Consider the following 22,685-nt stretch of genomic DNA (forward strand, 5'->3'; position numbering starts at 1 on the left):
CTCCTTAGTGCGCAACGCCGGCGGCGACGGATTCGTCAATGAACCGGCCTTCTTTAAAGCGGTCCAATCCGAACTGTTCAGTCAATGGCGAATATCCCCTGGCCATCAGCTCAGCAAAGCCCCAGCCGGAACCCGGAATCGCCTTAAAGCCACCGGTGCCCCATCCACAGTTGATGAACACACCATCCAAAGGTGCCTTCGACAGGATGGGCGAGCGGTCACCGGTCATGTCTACGATGCCGCCCCACTGGCGAAGCATCTTCAGGCGGCTGACCATTGGGAAGGTTTCGCACAGCGCACGAACGGTTTCTTCAGCGTGGTGGAACGATCCGCGTTGGGTGTAGTTGTTGTACCCGTCGGCACCACCACCGATGACCATTTCACCTTTGTCAGACTGGCTCATGTAGCCGTGCACGGTGTTCGCCATAACAACGCAATCCATGCAAGGTTTGATGGGTTCAGAAACAAGCGCCTGCAAGGAGACGGATTCGATGGGCAGGCGGAAGCCAGCCATATCGGCCACGTGGCCAGAATGACCCGCAACAACGATGCCCAGCTTGTCACAAGCAATATCACCACGGTTTGTGCTGACGCCCACAACCTTGCCACCCTCTTGGCGGATGCTGGTGACTTCGCATTTCTGGATCACGTCCATACCCATCGCAGAACAGGCACGGGCATATCCCCAGGCCACCGCATCGTGGCGTGCAGTGCCACCACGGGCTTGCCACAAACCACCCAGAACCGGGTAGCGTGGGCCATCCAGATTGATGATCGGCACGATCTCTTTCACACGCTGCGGGCTGATGAATTCAGTTGTCACGCCTTGCAGAGCATTGGCTTGCGCGGTGCGCTTGTAACCACGAACCTCATGCTCGGTCTGTGCCAGCATGATCACGCCGCGCGGGCTGAACATCACGTTGTAGTTCAGGTCCTGTGACATAGTTTCGTACAAGCTACGCGCTTTTTCGTACAATGCCGCCGAGGCGTCTTGCAGATAGTTGGAACGGATGATCGTCGTGTTCCGGCCAGTGTTGCCACCGCCCAGCCAGCCTTTTTCAAGGACGGCGACATTTTTGATCCCGTGGTTTTTGCCAAGGTAATAAGCCGTCGCCAAACCGTGGCCACCGGCCCCGATGATAATGGCGTCGTACTTTTTCTTTGGCTCGGGCGATGCCCAGGCCCGCTCCCACCCCATGTGATAACTCAGGGCTTCGCGAACAACAGCAAAGGCAGAATAACGTTTCATGCGCGCTCTCGGTCTGAATGGATTCGCAGATTGGTCTGCAATGTTAAAGGTAATGCGGCAAAAGCTCGAGTTTCAGAATATCCAGCGCGTCGCAAAATATACGATTTGCGACATATCCGGCGAACGCGCTAAATATGGATGTCCATGTGACCCTCTGCCCTCTTTTCGACAGCCAAACCCGCCGTTACATGGGTATGACATTGCCGGAGGCAGCATGATTTTTTGGATCACATTCATAGGGCTGGCCACCGTGGCAGGGGTTTTCCTGTTGCGGGGATTATTCGATGTGCGCAACGAGTCTGCGCCGGATGCCGCCAATGACCTGAAAATTTACCGAGACCAGCTTAAAGAAATCGAGCGCGACACCGCCCGTGGCACCTTACCCAAGGAAGAGGCAGAGCGGGTTCGCGTCGAGGTTTCACGTCGCCTCCTTGCAGCAGACGCGCGGCTGCAAAACGAAAGCAGTGGAGCTGGTCCTGCGACTGCCACCACCCGCTTGGCTGCTGGCGTCATCATTATCGCTTTCGTTGGCACAGCAACGTGGCTTTATGCAAATCTCGGCGCACCTGGGTACGAAGACCTGTCGCTCAACTCTCGCCTGACAGCTTCAGATGCGGCGCGCTCAGCTCGGCTCGATCAGTCAAAGGCCGAAGAACGAGCCTCGCTCCCCCCCACACCGGAGATCAGCCCTGAATATCAGGACCTCATCCAAAAGCTGCGTGACACCGTGGCAGAACGCCCGGGTGATCTGCAAGGCTTGCGCCTACTAGTGCAGAACGAGGCCACCTTGGGCAATTTGATGGCTGCCTATATCGCGCAATCGCAGGTCATCGACATTAAAGGCCCTGAGGCTTCTGCCGAGGACTTTACGCTTCTCGCCGATTTGATGATCAGTGCCGCTGGCGGCTACGTGTCATCTGATGCGGAACGCGCGCTGCGCCAGGCATTGGAGCGCAACCCGTCTGACCAGCGCGCCCGCTATTACCTTGGGCTCTTTCTGATGCAGGTTGACCGCCCAGACAGCGCCTTTCGCCTGTGGGAACAGCTTTTGGCAGAGGGCCCCGAAGATGCCCCTTGGATCGCCCCCATCCGCAGCCGCATCGAAGAACTCGCTTGGCGCGCCGGAGTTGAGTACACCGCGCCCGAAACCGCTCCGCTCCTCGGTCCCGATGCCATAGAGGCTGCGCAAGAGCTCAGCGATGAAGATCGCCAGAACATGATCCGCGGCATGGTCAATCAGCTCTCAGAGCGTTTGGCAACCGAAGGCGGTAGCCCACAAGAATGGGCGCGGCTGATCCGAGCCCTTGGGGTCTTGAACGAGACTGATGAGGCACGGGCGATCTGGGTCGAGGCAGAAGGCCTGTTCTCGCAATCCACTGAGGCTCTCGAACTTTTGCGTGCCGCAGCTAAGGATGCCGGAGTAGAAGAATGATCATCGAAGACATCACCGAATTCGCCGCCGCCCTGCCCCGCCACTGCGCTTTGATGGGTTTAGATTTGGGAACCAAGACGATTGGCGTGGCCGTCTCGGACACATTTCAATCAGTCGCGAGCCCGTTCGAAACCGTCAAACGCAAGAAATTCGGCATCGATGCCGCGCGATTACAGGAAATTATCGCCGACCGACAGATCGGCGGAATCATCTTGGGACTGCCCCGCAATATGGACGGCTCCGAAGGCCCGCGCAGCCAATCCACTCGTGCTTTTGCCCGTAATTTCGAGCGTTTGTGCCCGATTCCCATCGGATTTTGGGATGAGCGCCTGTCCACAGTTGCGGCAGAAAAGGCACTACTTGAGGCGGATGCGACACGAAAACGTCGCTCAGAGGTTATCGATAGCGTTGCAGCATCCTATATTCTACAGGGAGTATTGGATCGGTTGGCGCATATGAGGGCTGAACAGTGAGTGAAGTACCCGTTTGGACACGCAGCGAAATTGCAAGCCCCTGCGTACGCATTTGCGTTGTGCACCCCGAGGCACGCATTTGCACAGGGTGTTATCGCACGACCGATGAAATCTCACGCTGGTCAAAGATGAGCAACGAAGAGCGCAAGCAGATCATGGACGCCTTGCCAGGCCGCGCGCCCATGCTGCGCAAACGTCGTGGCGGTCGCGCAGCGCGAATGGCGCGAAACTGAGTCTTCCAAACTAGATCGTCAACTCTTTTTCATCATTAAGAATAGAAGCAGAAATAACTGGTTGACCAAAACGAAATGGAAGTGCGCGCACCACAAACCAGATCGGCGCCACGATGAGTGCAGACGCCACGCCGTCTATAGCGTAATGCCAACCTAGGTGCACAGAGCCGACCCAAATTACCACATATACAGAACGTCAACCAAGCCAAGCCACCGATTGATAAGGGCGGACAACAACGCCCACATCACGGCCAGCGCAACATGCATCGATGGCGTCGCCGAAACACCGTACAGTACGGTCACTGCCCTATGGTGCGCTCAACCACTCTTCCGCCCCACCAACAAACTCAGGTCGGAAATAGGCAATCATTCTCCCCTCCTCTGGCGCATAGGCCCCCTCTTTCCATGCCGCAACACCGTGTAGGATATGCCGGTGAAGCAACGTTGCCTCGCCCGGATTTGCAGGTAGTTCAATCCGTGGACAGGTTTCGAAGACCTTATTGCGAGCAGCTTGGTAGATTTGGGTCAGATCGGCATCCTGCCATGTTTCGACGGGGAATTGAGACAAGTATTCCTTGAACGCTGCCTGCATAATGTGATGACTACCCTCCCACACAATAAGTGGGCTCGCCTCTGGGTCGCATGAGGTTAATGGCAACCCAAGAATATAGGCATGCGGTTCTTTCAGCATGCGTTTTCGTTCAGGCCCGACGGCCAATAGCCCGTCCACATGCGCTGCATCGCGTTTCGTACGATACCGAAACGCACTTTCTGCCTCTCCATCGCGCGGCTTGGGATAGCCTGGATACATAACCGACACTTGTCCCCGGTGAAGAGGTAGGTCGCCATATAGATCGCGCGCCGCCTGATAGGCCGTGCCTTGCAAAGGGCCCGCCGGCCCAACCGCGCCTTCAGTATCGTTGGGCAGGGTGTCCACCCCGACAAACCAAGTACCTTCGCACTGCAGCCACTCACGCTGTTGCTCGGGATCCTGAACACGTTGAACTGCGACGCTATGTGCTTCGGCAAGCCAATCGTTGAGAGAAGGATCAGACCCAAACTTGACCCACCCTTTTTCCAGCAGTTGATTTACCATCCTGCGGCCTTTCTCAGCATGTTCAGCGCCACCAAAGTCAGGAAAACCGCAAATACCCGTTTCAAGGGCTTCGGATCCATCGCATGGGCCAGCTTCACCCCCCAAGGTGTGGTAATCAACGTCATCGCAATTACGACGCCAAAAGCCACAAGATTGACGGCGCCAATTGTCAGCGGCGGTCTGTAATCTTCTGCAATATCCAGAAACAGAAACCCGATGACAGAAGGCACGGCAATCAAGATACCAAATCCCGCAGCCGTGGCCACGGCCCGGTGAATAGGTGTGTTGTACAAGCTCATCAGAGGCACCCCAAAGCTACCGCCGCCGATCCCCATGAGGACCGACAGGAAGCCGACCCCCGGAGACAGAACCGCGCGTGTTGCGCCCGCTGGCATGGCCGGCCCAAGCCGCCACTCCGCCCGACCCAACCCCATATACAGTCCAATTACGCACCCAAGGACACCGAAAACCCCTTGCAGAGTTTCCGAACGCAGATTGGACGCCAGCATCACGCCCAACACCGCACCAACCGCAATACCCGGTGCCCAGGTTTTCAGAATGTTCCAATCGACAGCGCCCTTCTTGTTGTGGCTCAGAACAGAGCGCAGTGACGTGATGATGATTGTCGCCAAAGAGGTTGCCAAACACATCTGCATCAATTGCGGGCCGCCATATCCAAGTGTGTGAAAGGCATAGAAAAAGGCAGGAACCAATACTATCCCACCACCGACCCCCAAGAGCCCTGCCAATACTCCGGCAAAGGCCCCGATAACCATCAACAGCAGTAACATCTGCACAAGCAGCATGGGATCAGACATCGTCGCCTCCGCTAATTTTCAACGAAGGCATACACCGCGGTTTTCAGAAGGGAAAGTGGCACATGATCACCTCTGTGCCAGCGGTATCTAGCTATGCTGCTGCGGGTGTCACTATCTCGGACAATGCACGTTCTACCAGCTCTGGTCCCGCATCGGGTTTATGGGCACCTTCTGACAGCACTCGCCGCCAATGGCGCGCACCCGGGCGCCCCGCGAACAAGCCCAGCATATGCCGCGTGATCTGGTTCAATCGACCACCTGACGACAAATGTGCTTCGATATAGGGAAGCATTTTTTGCACCGCCTGCTCCGCTGTTGTATCTGGTCCGGGACGGCCAAAGACTCGACGATCTGCCGCGCTCAGAAGATCCGCAGGCTGATGATAGGCTGCGCGCCCGATCATGACGCCATCTAACCCACGATCCAAGAACTCTTCTGCTTGAACAAGCGAGGTGATCCCGCCATTGACCGACAGGTGCAGCGATGGAAACAACCCCTTCATGCGCATCACCAGATCATAATCTAGCGGCGGTATATCGCGGTTCTCTTTGGGAGAAAGTCCCCTCAGCCAGGCTTTGCGGGCATGTACGGTCACGCGTTCAATGCCCACGGCGATGACCTGGGCCAGAAATTCCGGCAAAACCTCTTCGGGGTCCTGATCATCCACGCCAATCCGGCATTTGACCGTGACCTCAATATTCACAGCCCTTCGCATCGCGGCACAACAGCGTGCCACCAATGCCGGATCCTTCATTAGGACCGCACCAAACGTCCCCGACTGCACCCGATCAGACGGGCACCCCACGTTTAGGTTAATCTCATCATACCCAGCCTCTTGCCCCAAACGTGCTGCCTGCGCTAATTCTTGGGGATCTGATCCACCAAGTTGCAGCGCGACCGGGTGCTCTTCTGGGCTATAATCCAGCAAATGCATTGCTCCGCCCCGCACCAAAGCCGGAGCGGTAACCATTTCGGTGTAAAGCAAAGACTCGCTCGACAAATGACGATGCAAAACACGACAATGCCTGTCGGTCCAATCCATCATCGGTGCAACGGAGAGCCGCGCGGCCTTTGTTATTAAGGACTTATCTGTCATTTGGACAATCTTTGTTGACCTGATCGATGAACTGTTTGGACTTTGATTTACTGGGTTTTACCAGATTTTGAGTTTTCGGCATACCCACAAGGGGCTTGGCATACCGCAAACAAATATCCGCAGTGTGCAAAAATAGAGGATGCTAAATAATGGGCAAAATTGTAGAGTGCAAGAGCAAACCGGGCAGTAAATACCGGGCACGAGTTGTCAAAAAAGCCGATATTTAAGTTGTTTTTCCACTTCAACGAGCCCCCGGTCTCATCATCGCTTTGCTTCTCATTTTTTTGCCAAAAGCCGGTCTGGCTTCACAATTTCGATCGGTAGTGTCGCCGCCACCAGAACCTGCATAAGAACTGTATCTGGATAAAGTGCGACAGGGCCGAAGAGCTCCACCGTTTCGCTCTTTTGCGGCTCAGCATTGGCGTACGCTCGCTACTGTGCCGCGGCAATCGCTCCGTTTACCCAAATCCCAATTATCTCTGCAGGGTTCAATACTTCCGTCGTCATCGTCACGTCTCCTTGCTGCGGCAAATCCCGAAACTGAGACAACGCTCACACGGAATTTGCCCGACTGCGCCGTTAAGACCGAGGGGGCGGGTTTACCGCTGCGCGCCCCATCTGGCGTCAATATTCTCCCATTCAGGAATGCGCGAGATGACCTCCCGCGGATCAAACGGCAGATCTTCAGGGTTGATTCTGGGCTTGCTGGCGGCCGCCACTTCGGGTCGCGCATCCACGACATCCACAAATGGATAGTCGCGATTTTGCCCCTGATTGGGATATTTCTCGATCCACATCTGGTGGCGCAGTTTCATAATGTTGAACATGCCCTTGGCCGGAAACATCGGCAGCATTTTCGCGCTGGCTTCGCGCGGGTCATTGTAGAGATCATAAAACTCAGGCCCCGACAGGCCGGGTTTGGCCCCGACCAAGTGACGTTTGTACCGCCCCTTCACAAGCGCCGCCAGAACTGGTCCGGTATAGATGAAATTGTAATCTCGTCTGCTGTATGTATCGCCATTGAAGAGTAAAGCTGTTTGATCGATTCCGTCGATGATCCGGTCAGTTGGAATGTTTTGCAAGGCGCCACCAAGGCGCGCGAAGGTGGTGAACAGATCCGTGATATGGACGATATCGCCAACGGTCTGCCCAGGTTCAACGACACCCGGCCACCATACAATGGCAGGAACGCGTACACCGCCTTCGGTGAAGTCACCCTTGCCGCCAGCATAAATCGTTTCCACCATACCCACGGGCCCATCGTGAACCATTGGGCCATTGTCCGCCATCAGCACAACAAGCGTGTTTTCCGAGATACCCAGCGCATCCAACTCATCCCTCAGCCTGCCAACCCTAACGTCCAGGCGCGCCAGCGCCTCTTGCAATAGCCCGCCTGCGGGTGTCACGCGATCCGGGAAACCCAGAAAGGACGTCAGTTGAGGCCACCAGGATATGAAGAACGGCTTGTCTCCCTCTGCATTGCGGCGGATAAAGTCTAAAGTGGCTTCTTCAAAAGCATCCTCCAGCGCCATATATCCCTCATGATCGAATGGAGGTGTTCCAAACTCGCGTACCTCGCCGCCCTTTTTACCCTCTAACGCCCAGACAAAACCGGTCGGACGCCACCCCTTGTCGATGTCATAAGGGTCGTCCGGAAACATGTTGGGAAACATAACCGCTGGGGAAAGGGCATGCGCCTGCCCTGCTGGTACATAAAGGCTGGGTACTTGGTTGTAGGGCGACCAGATCGCTTCATCAAAACCCTGATTATTCAAGTTCGCCGACGTGACATCCCCTAGATGGGATTTGCCATAAAATGCCGTGGCATATCCTGCTTCGCTTAGAACCTCTGCAATTGTGACCTCGTCAGCTGCAAGCCCCCCGTATTCATAGGGAAAGCCAACATTGTACATCCCGTTACGTACCGCATGTCGGCCGGTTATTGCCGCCGCTCGGCTGGGTGTGCACGATGGCTCCGTATACATCCGAAGCAGGTTCATGCCATCGGCAGCCATCTCATTCATGACTGGGGTTTCCCATCCCCGCATTTTTTGAATCTCGGGAATACCAACCTCGCCCACCGGCGTGTCGTCCCACATGATGTGAATGATGTTAGGCGGCTTGCCGAATTTTTCTCGCAGCTCTTCGAGCTTACTGTCGATGTCAGCATCTTCCGTCAACCAGCGATCACCATGTTGAGCAGCAAGAACATAGTACTCGGCATCATGGATGATCTCGGTCGTCTCCTGGGCTGCTACAAAGCCCGAGAACCCCGCTAAAAATATTGCCGCGCTAGATATAAGTTTGCTGAAACGAATGTGTTTGTTTGAGTTTGCCATGACTCGCCTCCAAGCTTTCAATGAATTTGGACTAGCACAGCAAAGGCATATGCTAAGTTGCGAGAGCACTTGCACGCTGCGCTAGTTTGACAAGCTTGTCTGGTGCCCCCGCGCAGTTTTATTTTTTTCCTTCACGAACTTAATTGTTACACGCTGACTTGAAGGGGCCGAAGCAGTCCAGCCGGTTGAATCGTGTTTGGCGACAATGAAGACACATTTGGAATTCACCAAACCGAGTTGCCCCTTGCCTTTAATTGGCACAACACCATCCGATACTCCTTCGTAATCGCCGGTGAAGTCATTCACATTGTCCAGTCCATAAACTTCACCATTGATATCCGCAACGCGAGCTCCCATCTCGCCGCCCTTGTAACCGCGGGCTCTAAACGGAATCTCCTGACCATCTGCCAGAGTGAGAACCCCCTTGCCCCACCGGACCCCCACCAGGACGGCCGTCGATTGCCCGCTGAAGGTGATGGTCCCAGATTTCGCCGGATTTTCCGGGCAATTTTCCCCGGCTTCCTCAGCAAGGACCTTTGAATTCAACCCCATCATAGATAGTCCGATCATACACGACACCGCGAAACCCAATAGAGGCTTTAATTTCATTGTAACTTTCATTTTCTTTCCTTTCTTTCATAGATTTGTGAGTGGTTATTGTATCAATTGACCATGTGCGCAGGATCAACCTCCCGTTCCGGGAATCGCCTTTATTGCTCCGTCCACACCAACAGAGATCACCTGACCAAGAGATAGACTTGGCCCTTGATTGAAGCTGCTTTTTTCCTCTAGCGCAGTCCCAATAAGCTGTACCACTGCCGGCGAATCTTTGAATTTGGAGTGCGAAAATGAACTCTTGTCCTGTACTTCGCTTAAATCGATGGCAGTGACGCCAAGTTTTGAAAGCTCTGTCGCAGACGTTTGACCAACGCGCTGCACGCCCCCCGCAATTCGTCTGCTGGCTTTCAGCGCAGCATCGTCTTTGGAAACCATAATTATAATGTTTCGACCCTTGGCCGGCAGCAGCCTTATCTGGGAAATGAACAGATCGATATCGATATCAGGCGCTGCCAGTACTACGTTTCTGACCTTGCCAGTTGGATTTAGGCCTGTCGTCATGGCAATCTGTCGTGATGCCTCCATCACCAACAAGGTTCCCATCGAATGTGCCACCACATCGTAACCCTTGATGATCGGAATCTGAAGGGTTGAAAACATGCTCACAAGGTGATCGCGCGCGACCAGAGCGCTGTTGATGTCATAAACGTATTTGACGGTTTTCCCGCTCGACGCCCAGGAAAACAAAACCGGGACACCGTCATAGCCGCTATCTTCGACAAACTGTGAAACCTGCAAGATAGCCGAGGTCAGATTAGTGTTGTAGCCATGGATAAATACCAGCAGGTTTCGGTCGTCCTGCTTCAACGTTGATAGATGCGCGGACAAGTCTGTTTGAAAAGCTGATCGGTTTTTGAAATTTTTAGGATCGTTAATCACAAAATGTTTTTCAGGATCGGCTGGCAGGCTCCCTGGGCGTTCAATTTTTCCCTTCCGATGCTCCGGTGGAATCGAAACAGTGACCGAAGCGAAGTTCAGCCCCCGACCACGTTCCCCGGAATAAAACTCGCCGGATTCATCAGACTTCGCCCGGGACGTTGCTATAAAAATTCGGTGCTTTGTTACCTCCGGTACGCTCTCGACCGGGACAGTCGTTGGAACGTCAACCAAATCCTTTGGCCCAGAGCAAGACAGCAGACCGAAGGTCACGAAACACAAAAAAACGGACTTAAAGAGGTTCTGTTTTCTCAAATTTTCCCACGTTCGCAGCGAACTCGAGATGCAATTTTTCACTCTGCACCTCCTTTCAAAAAAGGTGTGTTTGCCCATTGTTCAGAAGCGATATGACATGCCGATGAACGGTCCATGCTGGCTCACATCATATTTGAACAACCCATCAGATTTGGTTGTTTCGTAATCGATACTGAAATACCGGTAGCCGAATTTAACAGCCGTTTGCTCATTCAACGCCCAGTCAAACGCCAAGGTGGTACTCCAAGTCAAATCATTCCCTTCGACACCAAATCCACTGGCTTCCAGCCCTAAGACACCGGTCCAATCAGAGCCCAGTTCCAGCGCGCCACGAGCCGAGATAGCAGGTTCAAACCAACTTTCAGACCCTCCCAATCGACGTGATCCGGGAGGGCCAGAAATGGTAATCTCCTGCTTGAGATAATTGTACCTTGCCCCAGCCGCGACATCGACCGAGTAGCGCTTTCCAGTGTCCGTCGAACCCGTCGCAAGGCGATATCCCCCCAGTAGGCTGAACCAACTTTGCTCGACGTCAACCGAGACTGACACCGGTGCTGCTGCAGGCCCGGGCCCCGTGATGGTTTGGTCTTCCGAAATGCCCAGATAGCTGCCTTCGAAGATGACCCCAAAGTCATCTAACCAAGCCTCGAAACGACCTGATATCGTAAAGTCCAGAACATCTAACGCGTCTGACAATGACAGGTCAATTTCAGCGCTCTGCCCCGCAACCGCCGAAGTCCCCTCGGTCGACACGGGCGCGAAAAGATAGGCTGTGATTTCCTTCCGCCACCCTTCCGTATCACCCAGAACAGCGGGTTCAGCGTGGGCCTGATCCACTGTACCGCCAAGACCCACCATTCCAACGACCAAGCCCAAGGTACCAATGCGCAGCATTTCGATTGATGGGTGCTGGTGAATTAGCTGTGTTCGAGACATCGTTGTCACCTCTGCACAGCTGCTTGTTTGATCTTCCACGCCTCAAGCGCAGAAATCGTTTCAGGCCGCAGGTTTTCGATCCCCTCATAGGGCACGCCAAAGGCTGGTGGCACATCAGGGTATTTTTGCTTGCGCGCAAGATGCCGCTTCAGCACCCGGACAAATTCCTGCCCGCCCCAAGCGCCCACTTCGGTCGAAACAGGATACTTTTCATGTGTATCCCGAAAAATGTCATAGAAATTTGCACCGATCGGGTTCTCCCCGGGTCCTGGAAGCTCAAGCTTCAGTTTATCCTTGATGACCGCTTTTGGCGTAGATCCCGAATAAACGATCAAGCTATCTCTGCGCCCTTTGCTCTCATCGGCAAATAGGATGGATGCCGTCTGATCCACGCCATCAACCAATCGATCACGCGGGATAAAGTCATAAGCGTCGCCGATCCGCGCCAGCGTGGTATAGAGGTCAGATACGTGCATTATATTATTGATCATTGAATCCGCGCCAATCAGGTTCGGCCAGCGAATAAAGGCGTCAACGCGAATGCCGCCCTCAGTTGTATCCCCTTTGCCTCCGCGAAAGACCATTGGCGTGAAGCCTGACTGTGGAGAATACTTGGTAAAGTGCCCGTTATCCCCCATCAGGACAACAACAGTATTGTCTGCGATCCCAAGCTTGTCCATTTCTGCGAAGATATCGCCCAGCCAACGATCAAGCTGCTGCATCTTGTCGACATACAAGCCACCGTTGGGGCTCTCTGGCCCATCTCTACCGGTTCTGGTGTTGTGAAGCGGGATCATTGGCCAATACTGCAAAAAGAAGGGAGCATCGCCTTCAGCCAATCTGATTAACTCTTCGATGGTCTTGTCCTGAAAGGCTTGGTTCATTTCATCATACTTCGCCGCGTTCCATCGATCGCCAGCGTTGAAACGGATCTCATTGATTGGGCCACCCGCTTCGCCCTCAATCACCGTCGCCATGGTCGAGGCGTCAGGGCGAAAAAACTCATCAAGGGTATATTTCGGGTCATAGTCTTGAATCGCGACGGACACTTGTTCACGAATGGCATCATCATTGAAGATTGTGAGTTGTCCTTGCTGGTGAACGGCGTGCTGCGCGTAGTCGAACCCTTGGTTCATCGCCCAACTTTCAGCGATATCACCCATATGCCACTTCCCGATATGCGAGGTCGCATAACCGGCCTGCTTCAGAACCTCCGCAAGCGTTACTTCATCTCCGGGCAGGCCAAAGCCAGCAATATCAACCGCCGTGTCACCCATTCCTGTGCGCACGGGTAGACGCCCGGTCATTTGCGCAACACGCGTAGGCGTGCAGGATGGTTCGGTATACATGCGCACCAATCGCATTGCTTCATCTGAGAATTGATTGATATTTTCTGTGGAATATCCCCGAACCATATTCAGTTCCGGTATTCCCATGTCTCCAAAGCCGAGGTCATCCACCAAAATGTTTAAAATATTTGGTGCATTGCCCCCATTGGATTCTCGAAACGCCGCCAGCTTTTCTTCGACACTCTCGTTGTCGCTGGCCCATCCTTCCCCATGCTGAGCTTCCAGGATGTAGTATTCTGTATCATGAACCACCGGGTTCTCCTGACTCATCGCAGCAACCGGTATAAATCCGGCCACCACGAGGGCGGTTGCATGACGACTGTTGAACGACTTCATTTGTTTGGTCCTCGTTTTCTTAAATCCGATATTGCTGCTGCTAAAAGTTCGTAACAAACGGCTGAGATCGACTTACATTTGCGCTTTGACAGGGCTTCAAGTTCCTTGCGTTCCTGTTTTGTCACAAACGTCACGATGCGTTTTGACCGTGCTTCAGCCTTGTCCAAAGGCGGCCTACCAAGCTTTGGCTTGGGGTCTATCTCAGCCGAATCATTGATTTTTTTATCCCCATCGATAAGTTTACTTTACCGGTACGATAAAAGGCGCGCGTTATGGGTGGCATCAAAAATTCGCCAAATACCCCAAGGGAACCTCCAATCGTTCCTACAGCTTCAATTGTGCTGGATCATCCCAACCAGATCAGCGATGTCACGGAATGGGATGTTGACTTCCATCAACTGACACCCGGATTGAACGAAACAAAGTTAAAGTTTCAGGCGTCGGGTGATTGCATGGTCTACGGCATTTCCATGTCTAAGCGCGTTCACCAGACCGGCAATCCTCCTAAAGGCTGGCTAACTTTTGGGATTGCAGACGCAGCAACGCTCAATACTTGGCAAAGCACACCCGCGCAACAAAATGACTTGCTGCATTTCAGCTCTGCAGATGGTTTCGAAAGCCTGAGCCGCGCGGGTTTCAATGCCGCAGTGTTTTCATTTACTGAAAACAGTTTTCGCAGTCTGGCACAAAGCATTGGAATGGACCTGCCAGATTCATTTGACACTTCTTTCAAGTTTCAAATTGCAAACAAAATGAACCGGCTGACAGACCTTTATGTAAAGTTGAATTCTCTTCTGTCATCGCCTTCGGTGTGTTGGACCAAGGACTTGGAGCAAGAGATTGCACTCAATGTCCTCGACCTGATCAAAGATGATGTTGTTCACTCGGACAAAAGCAGCTTGAGCAGCCGACAAAAGGCAATGTACCGCGCGATCGACTATATGAAGGAAAACTACGAAACCGCACTGCCAATTGCCGACCTTTGCAAAGAAGTCGGCGCATCTTGGCGCACACTCGATCGGGCTTTCAAAGAGAATTTCGGCATTGGGCCCAAGGCCTACTTCAACCAAATGCGATTGAATTGGGTCAGATACACTCTGCTAAAAGAAAATGAATGCGATACCATATTTGAAGCGGCCAATCACTATGATTTTTGGCATATGGGACAGTTTGCAAAAGATTACAAACGTCTATTTGGGGAATTACCCTCTGAAACAATGAAACATTAGAAGAAAAATTTGTGCCTTTGACGAGATTGAGTTGTTTACAATATAATGCTGAAAAAGGGCACATGCAATTTTCAGGTAAATTGCAGATAAGAAAGCGGCGTTTCAAAATCTCGTTTGTTTGAAAATGTTTCTAAGTTGCGAAGCGATTGAATATTCTGTTAACCAATTGGCATCACTAAAGGTTTCACAGATTACCTAGCAAAGATTGGGTTTGTCGCAGCTCCGTTAAACTCAATTTTTAAGTCCGCGTCGTCCACATCTTTACAATTAATCACTGAAAATGCTGCGCAATACATGAGACCTATTTCTACCAACCTACGAACTGCCACTGATCGACCGCATAACTCTTGTTGGCGCTGATACTCTTTGATGTCGGCCTATTCATCTTAGGTCAGTCCAGCCCATCATCGGGGTGACAGACCGGCACGCAGATTTGCGCAACGCAGTGCGGTTAATTTTTCTCATAACAAGGTCACGGCACGGCAAAGCGTTTAGGAATCACCAGCGCGAGGGCCTTCTTGTATGAAATATACTGATGGATCACCAAACGGATCAAAATCACCGTAAACCAGAACTCGCGGAATTCTCATACGGCCGTTGTTGGCATATTCGGGGCGCCAAGCGCGTTGAAGCGTAATGCAATTGGCTTGTTGTCCGACGTAGCTTGCAGATGGCGGGACTTCGTTCATAAAGACAAAACCGGTATGAATTCGTTCATTTCCAGCGAAGAAACTTGCAACGCCCAAGACTTTGCGTTCAACATTCTTGGTCAGAATGGATTGTTGCCGGCTTTGCGCCCAGACGCCACAAAGCATTGTACGCCCTTGATTGTTGCGTAGCTCTGCCGCGATCGTCAATCCACCGCCAGAGGTATATTTACCCCCATCGACCACCAAATTGTTTCCCAAACTCGATGTGCTGGTCGAAACCACCTGGCTGCAACTAACTACGAGTCCCACCCCCGCAATCGCAGCAAAGATCTTTTTCATCATGGCCTTACTTTCTCTCAGATCTTAAAAACAGTTTAGACCGATCCGCGAACTTATCAACTCACGCGCCTTCAAGAATCGCCGTTTGTCTTACCTGCCTCTGCAAAAGCCCGCGTTTCTTCCAGCATGTCAGGGTACCATCTGCGCAACGTGGGGAGAAACTCTTCCCGGATACGCCCAACCTGCTCTGGGGTCAGATCTTCCTTCCAGACACCGGATGTCCCCTTCGCAAAGAACTTTTGCATGCCATCGGGCTTTTCAGTGAATCCTAGGGTCTCTTCCTGCTTCTTCAGGGCTTCAAAACTGTTGGCTTTAATCGCTTTAGCCAGCTTTGGTTTGTCAATCGGAAGCTTCAGAAACTTTTGAAGCAGTCCGCGCATCACTTTTGCCGGGTTATTCAACATATCTTCGTAACGAATAACATAGAGCGGCAGACCATCCGCTGAATTCCATCTTTGCACATGATCGTCCCATCGTCCAAGGTACTCATAAATGCCCTCAGGAGTTCCCATGACCATATCTGGATTTGTCATACGACTAATGGCTGTATCGATGTCGCAAGACTGATGACGCGCGAACGACGGCGCGAGGTCAAAAGGGTTTCTCATGATGTAGATCGCTGCGGCAGTCACTTCGGGTGGAATGACATCAATGCCATACAGCTTTACAGGAGCACAGTGCGTCTTAACAAAATGGTGGTCGGGCTTTGACGCCGCAATTAATCTCATTGCCACCGGACGCACCTTAATCCATTCTTCAGCTTTGGTCGTGCGATAAGATCCGCCCACGGCAGCGTCGAAAAAATCGCGCCGCACATCGCCGGTTGTGAATTGACGTAGGTTATTGATATCAGGCGCTTTTCCTGCTGGCATCATATAATGCGCCAGCAAGGTTCGCATCCAAGTATTGCCCGACTTTGGAAAGGAAGCCAGCCAAATGATCCGCCGCAAATTGCTCATGACAGGTATCCGAAACGTTTCATTACATTGCCGTGGTCTCGTTTGATCTTCTGGATTAATTCCTCACTGAGGTCCTCTTTCCACTGCCCACTTTGCCCCTTGTTGAAGAACTTCTCAGCCTGCTTTGGCTTCTCCACGAAACCAGTTTTTTTTTCTTGTTCGGATAGTGCTTTGAAACTTGAAAACTCTACCGCGCGATTAAGCCGATCTTGATCTACTGGTACACCGATATGCTCCAAGACTTTGGTAAAGTTCTTCTCGGGCTCAGCTAAAAGATCCTCGTAACGAATTGTTAACAAGGGGAAAGGAGGGTTTTTCGTCCAACTATCAACATGGTCAGACCATTTGCCCAAGTACTGAGCAACAGTTTTTTCATCTGGCGCATTACCGTTATCTTCACGGCCAATTCTCATTACGGCCTCTTCGACCGAAGCCGAATAATGCCGTGCATACGACAGCACCATGTCAAGTGGGTTCCGCAGGATGTAAATTGCCGATTTTGTATATTGTTCGGGGATAAGTGGCACGCCACGTGCAACTTTTCGAATGTTATGCGTTTTGACAAAATTAATGTCGGCATTGTTCCCGACAATCCCGCGAAGAACTTTATCTCGGAGCTTCAAAGTAAGTTCAATGTTTTTAACATCAATTTTGCGGCCCGCTACCATATGATAAGTTTTGGCAATTGAATCTCCCATCCCTAATCTATGAACTTCATTGATTGGGACAGGCTCTTTCGCATTCATCAGATAGTTGGCCAGGAAAACCCGTGTCCATGTATTTCCTGACTTTGGATAAGAGGCCAGCCAGACGATGCTTTTTTTCATTGTTTTCATACCCGATAGTGATGTGCGGTACATAAATCTGTTTTACAAAAAAAACGAGGGGGCAAATTGCCCCCTCGCTCAAATTATCGACCAAAGCTTAGAAGCTCAGGTTGATCGCTGTACCGATGACGTTACCATCAACTGTGTTAGCACTGTCTTCAGCTTCTGCATAGACGTAGTAGATGTCCCAATCGACACCTGGCCCCAGATCGCGGCTTGCGCCAACGCGGTATGCTGTATACTCGTCGCTCGCACCGGTCTTGTACTCACCCTGATATGTCAGAGCTTCGAAAGACCATGGACCTGCGGCGTCATATGTACCACCAAAGCTCCAGCCTGTTGATGAGGTGTTGCCAGCAACAGCAGCCAAGTCGTTGTTGTTGTTTTCAGCATAGCTACCACCAATGGTAACAGCGCCAAAGCCGATCTGTGCACCCAGACCCCATGTGGTTGCGTCACCACCGGCACCACCTACAACAGCACCTGTACCCCAGCGTGCGCCGAGAGTTACGTCTGTTGTGCCAAAGGACTGGCTGTAGCTCAGACCGATATCAAAGATATCTTCCAGAGTTGCGCCAGAGTTGTCGTTGACTTGGCCAGCTGGATCGAAACCCTGCACGGCGTTGCCACGGTTGTTGCGGGCATACGAAACACCAGCTGTGAAGCCGTTGAAGCTAGGTGTGAAGTAAGTCAGACGGTTAACGTCGTTGTTACCACCAACTTCGGTGTAGGACGATACGCCAGCGTCACGGAATGAGAATGGCACAACGCTTGACAGTGGAATAAACGCCGAGATCGAAGGCGAGTTGATGTACATGGAAGTCACGCCAGGCGCGCCAACCAGTGATTTGTAACCAGCGGAGTTTTCGGCACCGATGATCAGTTGGCCGAAGCTGTCGCCACTGATGGTCATGTACGATTCGTCGATACCGTCGGAACCGCCACCACTGTTTTGCGCTTCCATTTGGACGTTGACACCGAATGTCAGACCGTTGTCCAGAGTAACGCTTGGCGTGAAGATGATTTCGCCAGTGTTCAGGAAGTTGATGCCGTCGCCGTCATAAGAACGCAGGCCGCCTTCTCCATCAGGGATTTGGCTGTCTGTGTCAACGATTGCGATGTGCGAGCTGAAGAACCCGCCCCAGCTCACGTCCCAATCTTGGGCTGAAGCTGGTGCAGCTGCGACTACGCCAAGTGCGATCGCGCTGGTGCTCAGAAGATGCTTTTTCAAAGGGTGTCCCTCCTCGTATAAGCAGGAAAGTTTCATTTCCGCCGCCCCGGTGTGGACACGGCTTGGATGATGAAATGGAGCAAACACCCCCCAACTGTCAACGAAACCGCAAACCTTTGTCTCAATGTTGCTTTTGTTGTGGCACTTAAACCACACACCTTCTGCGGTTCAGGCATCAAAACCCATAAATATAAGGCTATGGCGTAAAATTGCCGAAAAAATTCAACAACACCAATGGCTACGGTCTTGCATCGATGAGCGGCCAAATACAAATAAATTGGCTTTCAAAAAGCGAATTCAGGAATCATTTCGGCCTTTTCAAGGCGACGTCGTCACGCGGCAGCCACAAGCCCCAGAATCTCTCGTGCTTGAAGGTGAGTCGCGACAGCGCGGTCGTATTTTTCACAAATTCCTGCGGCACGACGCACGAGCGCAGCATTTGAAGGTGCCAACGTTTCCTTATCCCATCGAATGTTGTCTTCAAGCCCTGTTCGGGTGTGTCCGCCCGCAGCGATCGCCCATTCATTGACCACAACTTGATTAGGGCCAATGCCAGCCGCGCACCATTCTGCATCAGGTGCGCGCTCTTGCATTGTTTTTACATAGAAGTCGAACACTTCTTTGTCCGCAGGCATGGCATTGCGCACACCCATCACAAATTGGACATAGAGGTTTCCGTACAAAAGTCCCTCTTCATGCATTCGGATCGCATGCAGGATGTGACTCATATCAAAGGCCTCGATCTCAGGCACCACTTGATAGGTGCGCATCTCACTCGACAGCCAAGAAATCAGTTCGGGTGGATTCTCATAAACGCGTGTTGGAAAGTTGTTTGACCCAACCGAAAGAGAGGCCATATCTGGGCGCAGTGGCAACATGCCCCCGCGCTCACTGCCCGCGCCGGAACGCCCCCCGGTCGAAAACTGGATAATCATACCGGGGCAGTGTTTTTGCAACCCTTCTTTCAGGTGCGCAAAGCGCTCAGGATCAGAACAGGGCGTGCCATCGTCCAATCGCACATGGCAATGCGCAATCGATGCGCCCGCTTCAAAGGCTTCATGCGCAGACTCGATTTGTTCGGACACTGTGATGGGCACAGCAGGATTGTCCACCTTGGTGGGAACCGAGCCTGTGATCGCCACGCATATAATACAAGGCTTCGTCATCTCAATTCCCTCCAAGGCCGCTATTCAGGTCAATTTACTCTTCAAAAGTAATCCCACGTTCGTCAAACACCTTTTTCGCGGCACGAAAACACTCCAAGCCCTGTGGAACACCGCAATATATCGCAACCACATGGATGATCGCACGGATTTCTTCCTTGGAGACACCATTGTTTAACGCACCACGGCAATGGATTTCCCATTCGTGCATTTTGCCCAATCCTCCCAGCATCGACAGGTTCATCATGCTACGAGTTTTCGGATCAATGGTGTCATCGCCCCAGCCAAATCCCCAACACCAGGCTGTCATCGCCTCTTGAAACGAGCGGGTGAACCCATCCGCCGCTGCTAGGTTTTTCTCGACATAATCCGAACCCAGCGTCGCCTTGCGCTGCTCAAGCCCGGTTTCGAACATATTATCCATTACTGTCTCCTCTTGGGTGAATTGGCATCTCTTCTTTGAAACGGCCGGCCTTTGCGCGCTCAAAGGCCCCGCGTTCTTCGGCTTCATCCCTGACATCAAGGCTCTCCAACCGCAATCCTTCGTGGCGGTAGGTCGGTTGCCCGGCTTTTGATAGCCCTCTCAAGCGCGCCGCAACCGCATGCTTTTTGGAGACCTGATGCGGTTGAAAGTCATCCAACTGCCTGGGATCATGATCCTGCCCCAAAACCAGGTCACCTGCTGCGACAGCGGCCTGAACCAAGTCCTGGCCCACCTTGGAACGCGTGATGATCCCATTGAATCCTTCATCTTCGCCCACCGGGGTACCACCGGGCCAGATATCGAGAGCAGCCACATCTGCGGCTTCGCCGATGGCATCCGGGCACAATTTGCAGCGGCTTTGAATTTTCCAGCCGGATTCGTCGGCCCAAAATTCCTGATAGGTTTTCTCAAACGCCCGGCCATCTTCCGTCTCAACCCGCGTCGGCCCAGGGTTGCCATAGCCGCGATATCGGAAAAGCGTCAGTTCATCTTCGGTAACTCCAAACTCTTCCAACAGGTCTTCCGACTTTCCAAGCTCCGAAGCTCCGCCACACACCATCACCAGCACCGCAACCAGCAATGCATCGAGCCGTGGATCGGCCTTCGCTCGTTGACTGACCGCTCCGGCGTCACATGGTTTGGCAATTATCGCAAACGCTTGGCCTCGCTCCAAAGCCTTCTCCAGCCCCGCAAGCGTATCAGAGGGCCCGTAGCGCGATCCGGCCCTTTGTAGGATTTGTTCAGCTGTTTCGCTGATTTCCCATTTCGTGCGCATCGGATTTTCTGTATCCGCAGCGCAATGCAAGATGAACCCGGCCTTTTTGCTGCGCAGCAGATGCACGGCCAATGCAGTCAGAACACCCCCCGTGGCCGCGCGAAACCGAATATCATCGTCCCCGGCCCAGGCTTCCCCAATGTGAATGTACTTCCCCCACATCGGATCCTCTAGGTCCCCTTCAGCGGTGGCGTTCGATACACAACCCGGGCACGCGGCCAAAATCGGTTGATCCTCGGCCTCCAATTCGGCTGCAATTGGCGCGGGGCGCAAACGCCCCTGCGCGGTCATTCCCATGGACCACCGGTCAGGTGCCAACGCCTCGCAAAGGCCACAGCCAATACAGAGACCGTTTTCAACAACCTCGCGAACCGACTGCGGATGACTAACCGTATCGTCCATTCAGTTCCTTACCCTAACTTAATCGCCACGTTCTTGGTCTGGACATAGTTCCAAAGCGCCTCGCGGCCCTTTTCGCGACCGTACCCAGATTTGCCGATGCCCCCAAATGGCGTTTCAATGCCACCGGCAAACCATTCATTCACAAACACCTGACCAGCGCGCACCTGACGAGCCGCGCGGGTCGCGCGATCCAGATCGCGGGTAAAGACACCACCAACCAGTCCGTATTGTGTTCCATTGGCGATCTCGAGCGCCTCTGCATCGTCACGGAACTTCAAAACAGACAGAACCGGGCCAAAGACCTCTTCCTGTGCTATTGTCATATCCGGCGTGACATTCGCTAAAACGGTAGGTTCCAAAAATGCACCGGGGATGTTCATCTTGCGACCGCCCGCCGCTACGATTGCTCCAGCCGTTTCGGCATCTCCGACCATGCCCGCCGCCCGGTCGCGCTGCGACTCGGACACCATGGATCCCATAGTGGCCCCCGCCTCTGCGCGCTCAATCCCCGGGCCGACAGACAGCGAACGAGCGATGTTTACAGCGCGTTCAACCAATTCATCATGGCGCGATTCGTGTACAATCACTCGGCTCATCGCCGAACAGACCTGACCCGCGTTAAAATAGATGCCCCAGCGGATATCATTCTCGAACGCTTCCAGATCTGCGTCATCATGTACAATCGCCGCTGACTTACCACCCAGTTCCAACACACAGGGCACAACGTTTTGCGCTGCCGCCGTGGCAATCGCCACACCTGTTGCCACTGATCCTGTAAAGACAATCTGATTGACATCCGGATGCCCGGACAAGGCCGCGCCAGCCTGATGGCCCCAACCACACAGAATATTAACCGCACCTTTGGGTAGACCCACGGCCTCGGCCGCGTGTGCAAACCACGCATTGGTCAGCGGAGTCAGCTCTGGTGTTTTGATGACAATGGTATTGCCTGTGGCCAAAGCCGCCGACAAGGATCGCGCGGTCATTTCAACCGGATAATTCCACGGAATGATCTGCGCCGACACACCAAAAGGCACATTGTCAGTGAAATCGAAATATCCAGACCCAAGCGGAATCGAGCGTCCCTCTACGGTCGAGGCCTGATTGCCGTAATACTCAAAATACGCCGCAGCACCTTTGACCTCGATCTCGGCTTCCCAAAGTGGCTTGCCCTGTTCCAGCGTTAGCACCTGTGCAATCTCAGCGATGTTATCCAGCAAATAACGTCCCATCGCCTGCACCAGACGTCCGCGTTCAATCGGGCGCATATCTGACAGCGCTCCGGACTGATGCACACGTTTGGCCGCCTGAACAGCACGGTTAACATCTGCCTCGTCCGCCAGTGCATGTTCTGCCAGCTTGGTTCCGGTACCGGGATTGATAACATCAATTCGGCCCGCCCCGCCGTCAGCCCATTCTCCATCGATATAGTTGCGCCAATAAGATTGGATGTCAGTCAT

The 22,685-nt window shown here is 53.0% G+C and carries 22 protein-coding genes; 4 read left to right on the forward strand and 18 right to left on the reverse strand.

Annotated features, from left to right (window positions below; all coding sequences use genetic code 11):
• Positions 1-4: 4 nt before the first annotated feature.
• Positions 5-1,249, reverse strand: coding sequence for a sarcosine oxidase subunit beta family protein (locus ROA7450_RS17470; protein WP_085807242.1), 1,245 nt, complete (start codon positions 1,247-1,249; stop codon positions 5-7).
• 214 nt (positions 1,250-1,463) lie between these two features.
• Between ROA7450_RS17470 and ccmI the strand changes: the two genes are divergently transcribed.
• From ccmI to ROA7450_RS17485, 3 genes are read left to right on the forward strand one after another with little or no spacing between them, the layout of a single operon-like run.
• Positions 1,464-2,681, forward strand: a complete 1,218-nt coding sequence (gene ccmI / locus ROA7450_RS17475) for a c-type cytochrome biogenesis protein CcmI (RefSeq protein ID WP_085807311.1) — start codon at positions 1,464-1,466, stop codon at positions 2,679-2,681.
• The gene (ruvX, locus tag ROA7450_RS17480; RefSeq protein ID WP_085807243.1) at positions 2,678-3,154 is read left to right on the forward strand and encodes a Holliday junction resolvase RuvX; all 477 of its coding nucleotides are present in this window, start codon (positions 2,678-2,680) and stop codon (positions 3,152-3,154) included. The genes ccmI and ruvX overlap by 4 nt, the downstream gene beginning before the upstream one ends.
• On the forward strand, positions 3,151-3,387 hold the full coding sequence (locus ROA7450_RS17485) for a DUF1289 domain-containing protein (RefSeq protein WP_085807244.1): 237 nt from the start codon (positions 3,151-3,153) through the stop codon (positions 3,385-3,387). Before ruvX ends, ROA7450_RS17485 begins: the two co-directional genes overlap by 4 nt.
• A 307-nt stretch (positions 3,388-3,694) precedes the next feature.
• Here ROA7450_RS17485 and ROA7450_RS17490 read toward each other — a convergent pair whose 3' ends face one another.
• From ROA7450_RS17490 to ROA7450_RS17525, 9 genes are all read right to left on the reverse strand, one after another.
• Complete coding sequence (locus ROA7450_RS17490) at positions 3,695-4,483, reverse strand: hypothetical protein (protein WP_085807245.1); 789 nt, start codon at positions 4,481-4,483, stop codon at positions 3,695-3,697.
• Positions 4,477-5,301: a sulfite exporter TauE/SafE family protein gene (locus tag ROA7450_RS17495; protein ID WP_085807246.1), complete on the reverse strand. Its 825-nt coding sequence runs from the start codon at positions 5,299-5,301 to the stop codon at positions 4,477-4,479. The genes ROA7450_RS17490 and ROA7450_RS17495 overlap by 7 nt, the downstream gene beginning before the upstream one ends.
• Positions 5,302-5,392: 91 nt before the next feature.
• Positions 5,393-6,397: a tRNA dihydrouridine(20/20a) synthase DusA gene (gene dusA, locus ROA7450_RS17500; RefSeq protein ID WP_085807247.1), complete on the reverse strand. Its 1,005-nt coding sequence runs from the start codon at positions 6,395-6,397 to the stop codon at positions 5,393-5,395.
• 276 nt (positions 6,398-6,673) lie between these two features.
• Positions 6,674-6,790 (reverse strand): DUF3300 domain-containing protein, encoded by a 117-nt coding sequence (locus ROA7450_RS21540; protein ID WP_143534518.1) that lies wholly within the window; start codon positions 6,788-6,790, stop codon positions 6,674-6,676.
• Between the two features lie 206 nt (positions 6,791-6,996).
• Complete coding sequence (locus ROA7450_RS17505) at positions 6,997-8,736, reverse strand: sulfatase-like hydrolase/transferase (RefSeq protein ID WP_085807248.1); 1,740 nt, start codon at positions 8,734-8,736, stop codon at positions 6,997-6,999.
• Positions 8,737-8,817: 81 nt separating this feature from the next.
• Complete coding sequence (locus ROA7450_RS17510) at positions 8,818-9,357, reverse strand: hypothetical protein (RefSeq protein ID WP_143534519.1); 540 nt, start codon at positions 9,355-9,357, stop codon at positions 8,818-8,820.
• A 63-nt stretch (positions 9,358-9,420) separates the two neighbouring features.
• Positions 9,421-10,587 carry an alpha/beta hydrolase gene (locus ROA7450_RS17515; RefSeq protein ID WP_159454095.1) on the reverse strand — a complete coding sequence of 389 codons (1,167 nt, stop codon included), beginning with the start codon at positions 10,585-10,587 and terminating at the stop codon, positions 9,421-9,423.
• Positions 10,588-10,626: 39 nt separating this feature from the next.
• Positions 10,627-11,481 (reverse strand): outer membrane protein, encoded by an 855-nt coding sequence (locus tag ROA7450_RS17520; protein WP_085807251.1) that lies wholly within the window; start codon positions 11,479-11,481, stop codon positions 10,627-10,629.
• A gap of 5 nt (positions 11,482-11,486) precedes the next feature.
• Positions 11,487-13,166 carry a sulfatase-like hydrolase/transferase gene (locus ROA7450_RS17525; protein ID WP_085807252.1) on the reverse strand — a complete coding sequence of 560 codons (1,680 nt, stop codon included), beginning with the start codon at positions 13,164-13,166 and terminating at the stop codon, positions 11,487-11,489.
• A gap of 272 nt (positions 13,167-13,438) precedes the next feature.
• Between ROA7450_RS17525 and ROA7450_RS17530 the strand changes: the two genes are divergently transcribed.
• Positions 13,439-14,395: a helix-turn-helix domain-containing protein gene (locus tag ROA7450_RS17530; RefSeq protein ID WP_085807253.1), complete on the forward strand. Its 957-nt coding sequence runs from the start codon at positions 13,439-13,441 to the stop codon at positions 14,393-14,395.
• Between the two features lie 491 nt (positions 14,396-14,886).
• Here ROA7450_RS17530 and ROA7450_RS17535 read toward each other — a convergent pair whose 3' ends face one another.
• From ROA7450_RS17535 to ROA7450_RS17570, 8 genes are all read right to left on the reverse strand, one after another.
• Positions 14,887-15,384, reverse strand: a complete 498-nt coding sequence (locus tag ROA7450_RS17535) for a hypothetical protein (protein WP_143534520.1) — start codon at positions 15,382-15,384, stop codon at positions 14,887-14,889.
• A 71-nt stretch (positions 15,385-15,455) separates the two neighbouring features.
• Positions 15,456-16,343, reverse strand: coding sequence for a sulfotransferase domain-containing protein (locus ROA7450_RS17540; protein WP_085807255.1), 888 nt, complete (start codon positions 16,341-16,343; stop codon positions 15,456-15,458).
• Positions 16,340-17,203: a sulfotransferase domain-containing protein gene (locus tag ROA7450_RS17545; RefSeq protein ID WP_234999579.1), complete on the reverse strand. Its 864-nt coding sequence runs from the start codon at positions 17,201-17,203 to the stop codon at positions 16,340-16,342. Before ROA7450_RS17545 ends, ROA7450_RS17540 begins: the two co-directional genes overlap by 4 nt.
• Before the next feature lie 64 nt (positions 17,204-17,267).
• The gene (locus ROA7450_RS17550; protein ID WP_234999580.1) at positions 17,268-18,401 is read right to left on the reverse strand and encodes a porin; all 1,134 of its coding nucleotides are present in this window, start codon (positions 18,399-18,401) and stop codon (positions 17,268-17,270) included.
• 332 nt (positions 18,402-18,733) lie between these two features.
• Positions 18,734-19,567: a 3-oxoadipate:acetyl-CoA acetyltransferase gene (locus ROA7450_RS17555; protein WP_085807257.1), complete on the reverse strand. Its 834-nt coding sequence runs from the start codon at positions 19,565-19,567 to the stop codon at positions 18,734-18,736.
• Positions 19,568-19,601: 34 nt separating this feature from the next.
• Entirely contained in the window at positions 19,602-19,988 is a 387-nt protein-coding gene (locus tag ROA7450_RS17560) for a carboxymuconolactone decarboxylase family protein (RefSeq protein WP_085807258.1), read from the reverse strand.
• Positions 19,981-21,225, reverse strand: coding sequence for a Coenzyme F420 hydrogenase/dehydrogenase, beta subunit C-terminal domain (locus ROA7450_RS17565; protein WP_085807259.1), 1,245 nt, complete (start codon positions 21,223-21,225; stop codon positions 19,981-19,983). The genes ROA7450_RS17560 and ROA7450_RS17565 overlap by 8 nt, the downstream gene beginning before the upstream one ends.
• A gap of 8 nt (positions 21,226-21,233) precedes the next feature.
• Positions 21,234-22,685, reverse strand: coding sequence for an aldehyde dehydrogenase family protein (locus ROA7450_RS17570; protein WP_085807260.1), 1,452 nt, complete (start codon positions 22,683-22,685; stop codon positions 21,234-21,236).

The sequence above is a fragment of the Roseovarius albus genome, assembly GCF_900172335.1.
GTDB classification, from domain to species: Bacteria; Pseudomonadota; Alphaproteobacteria; order Rhodobacterales; family Rhodobacteraceae; genus Roseovarius; species Roseovarius albus.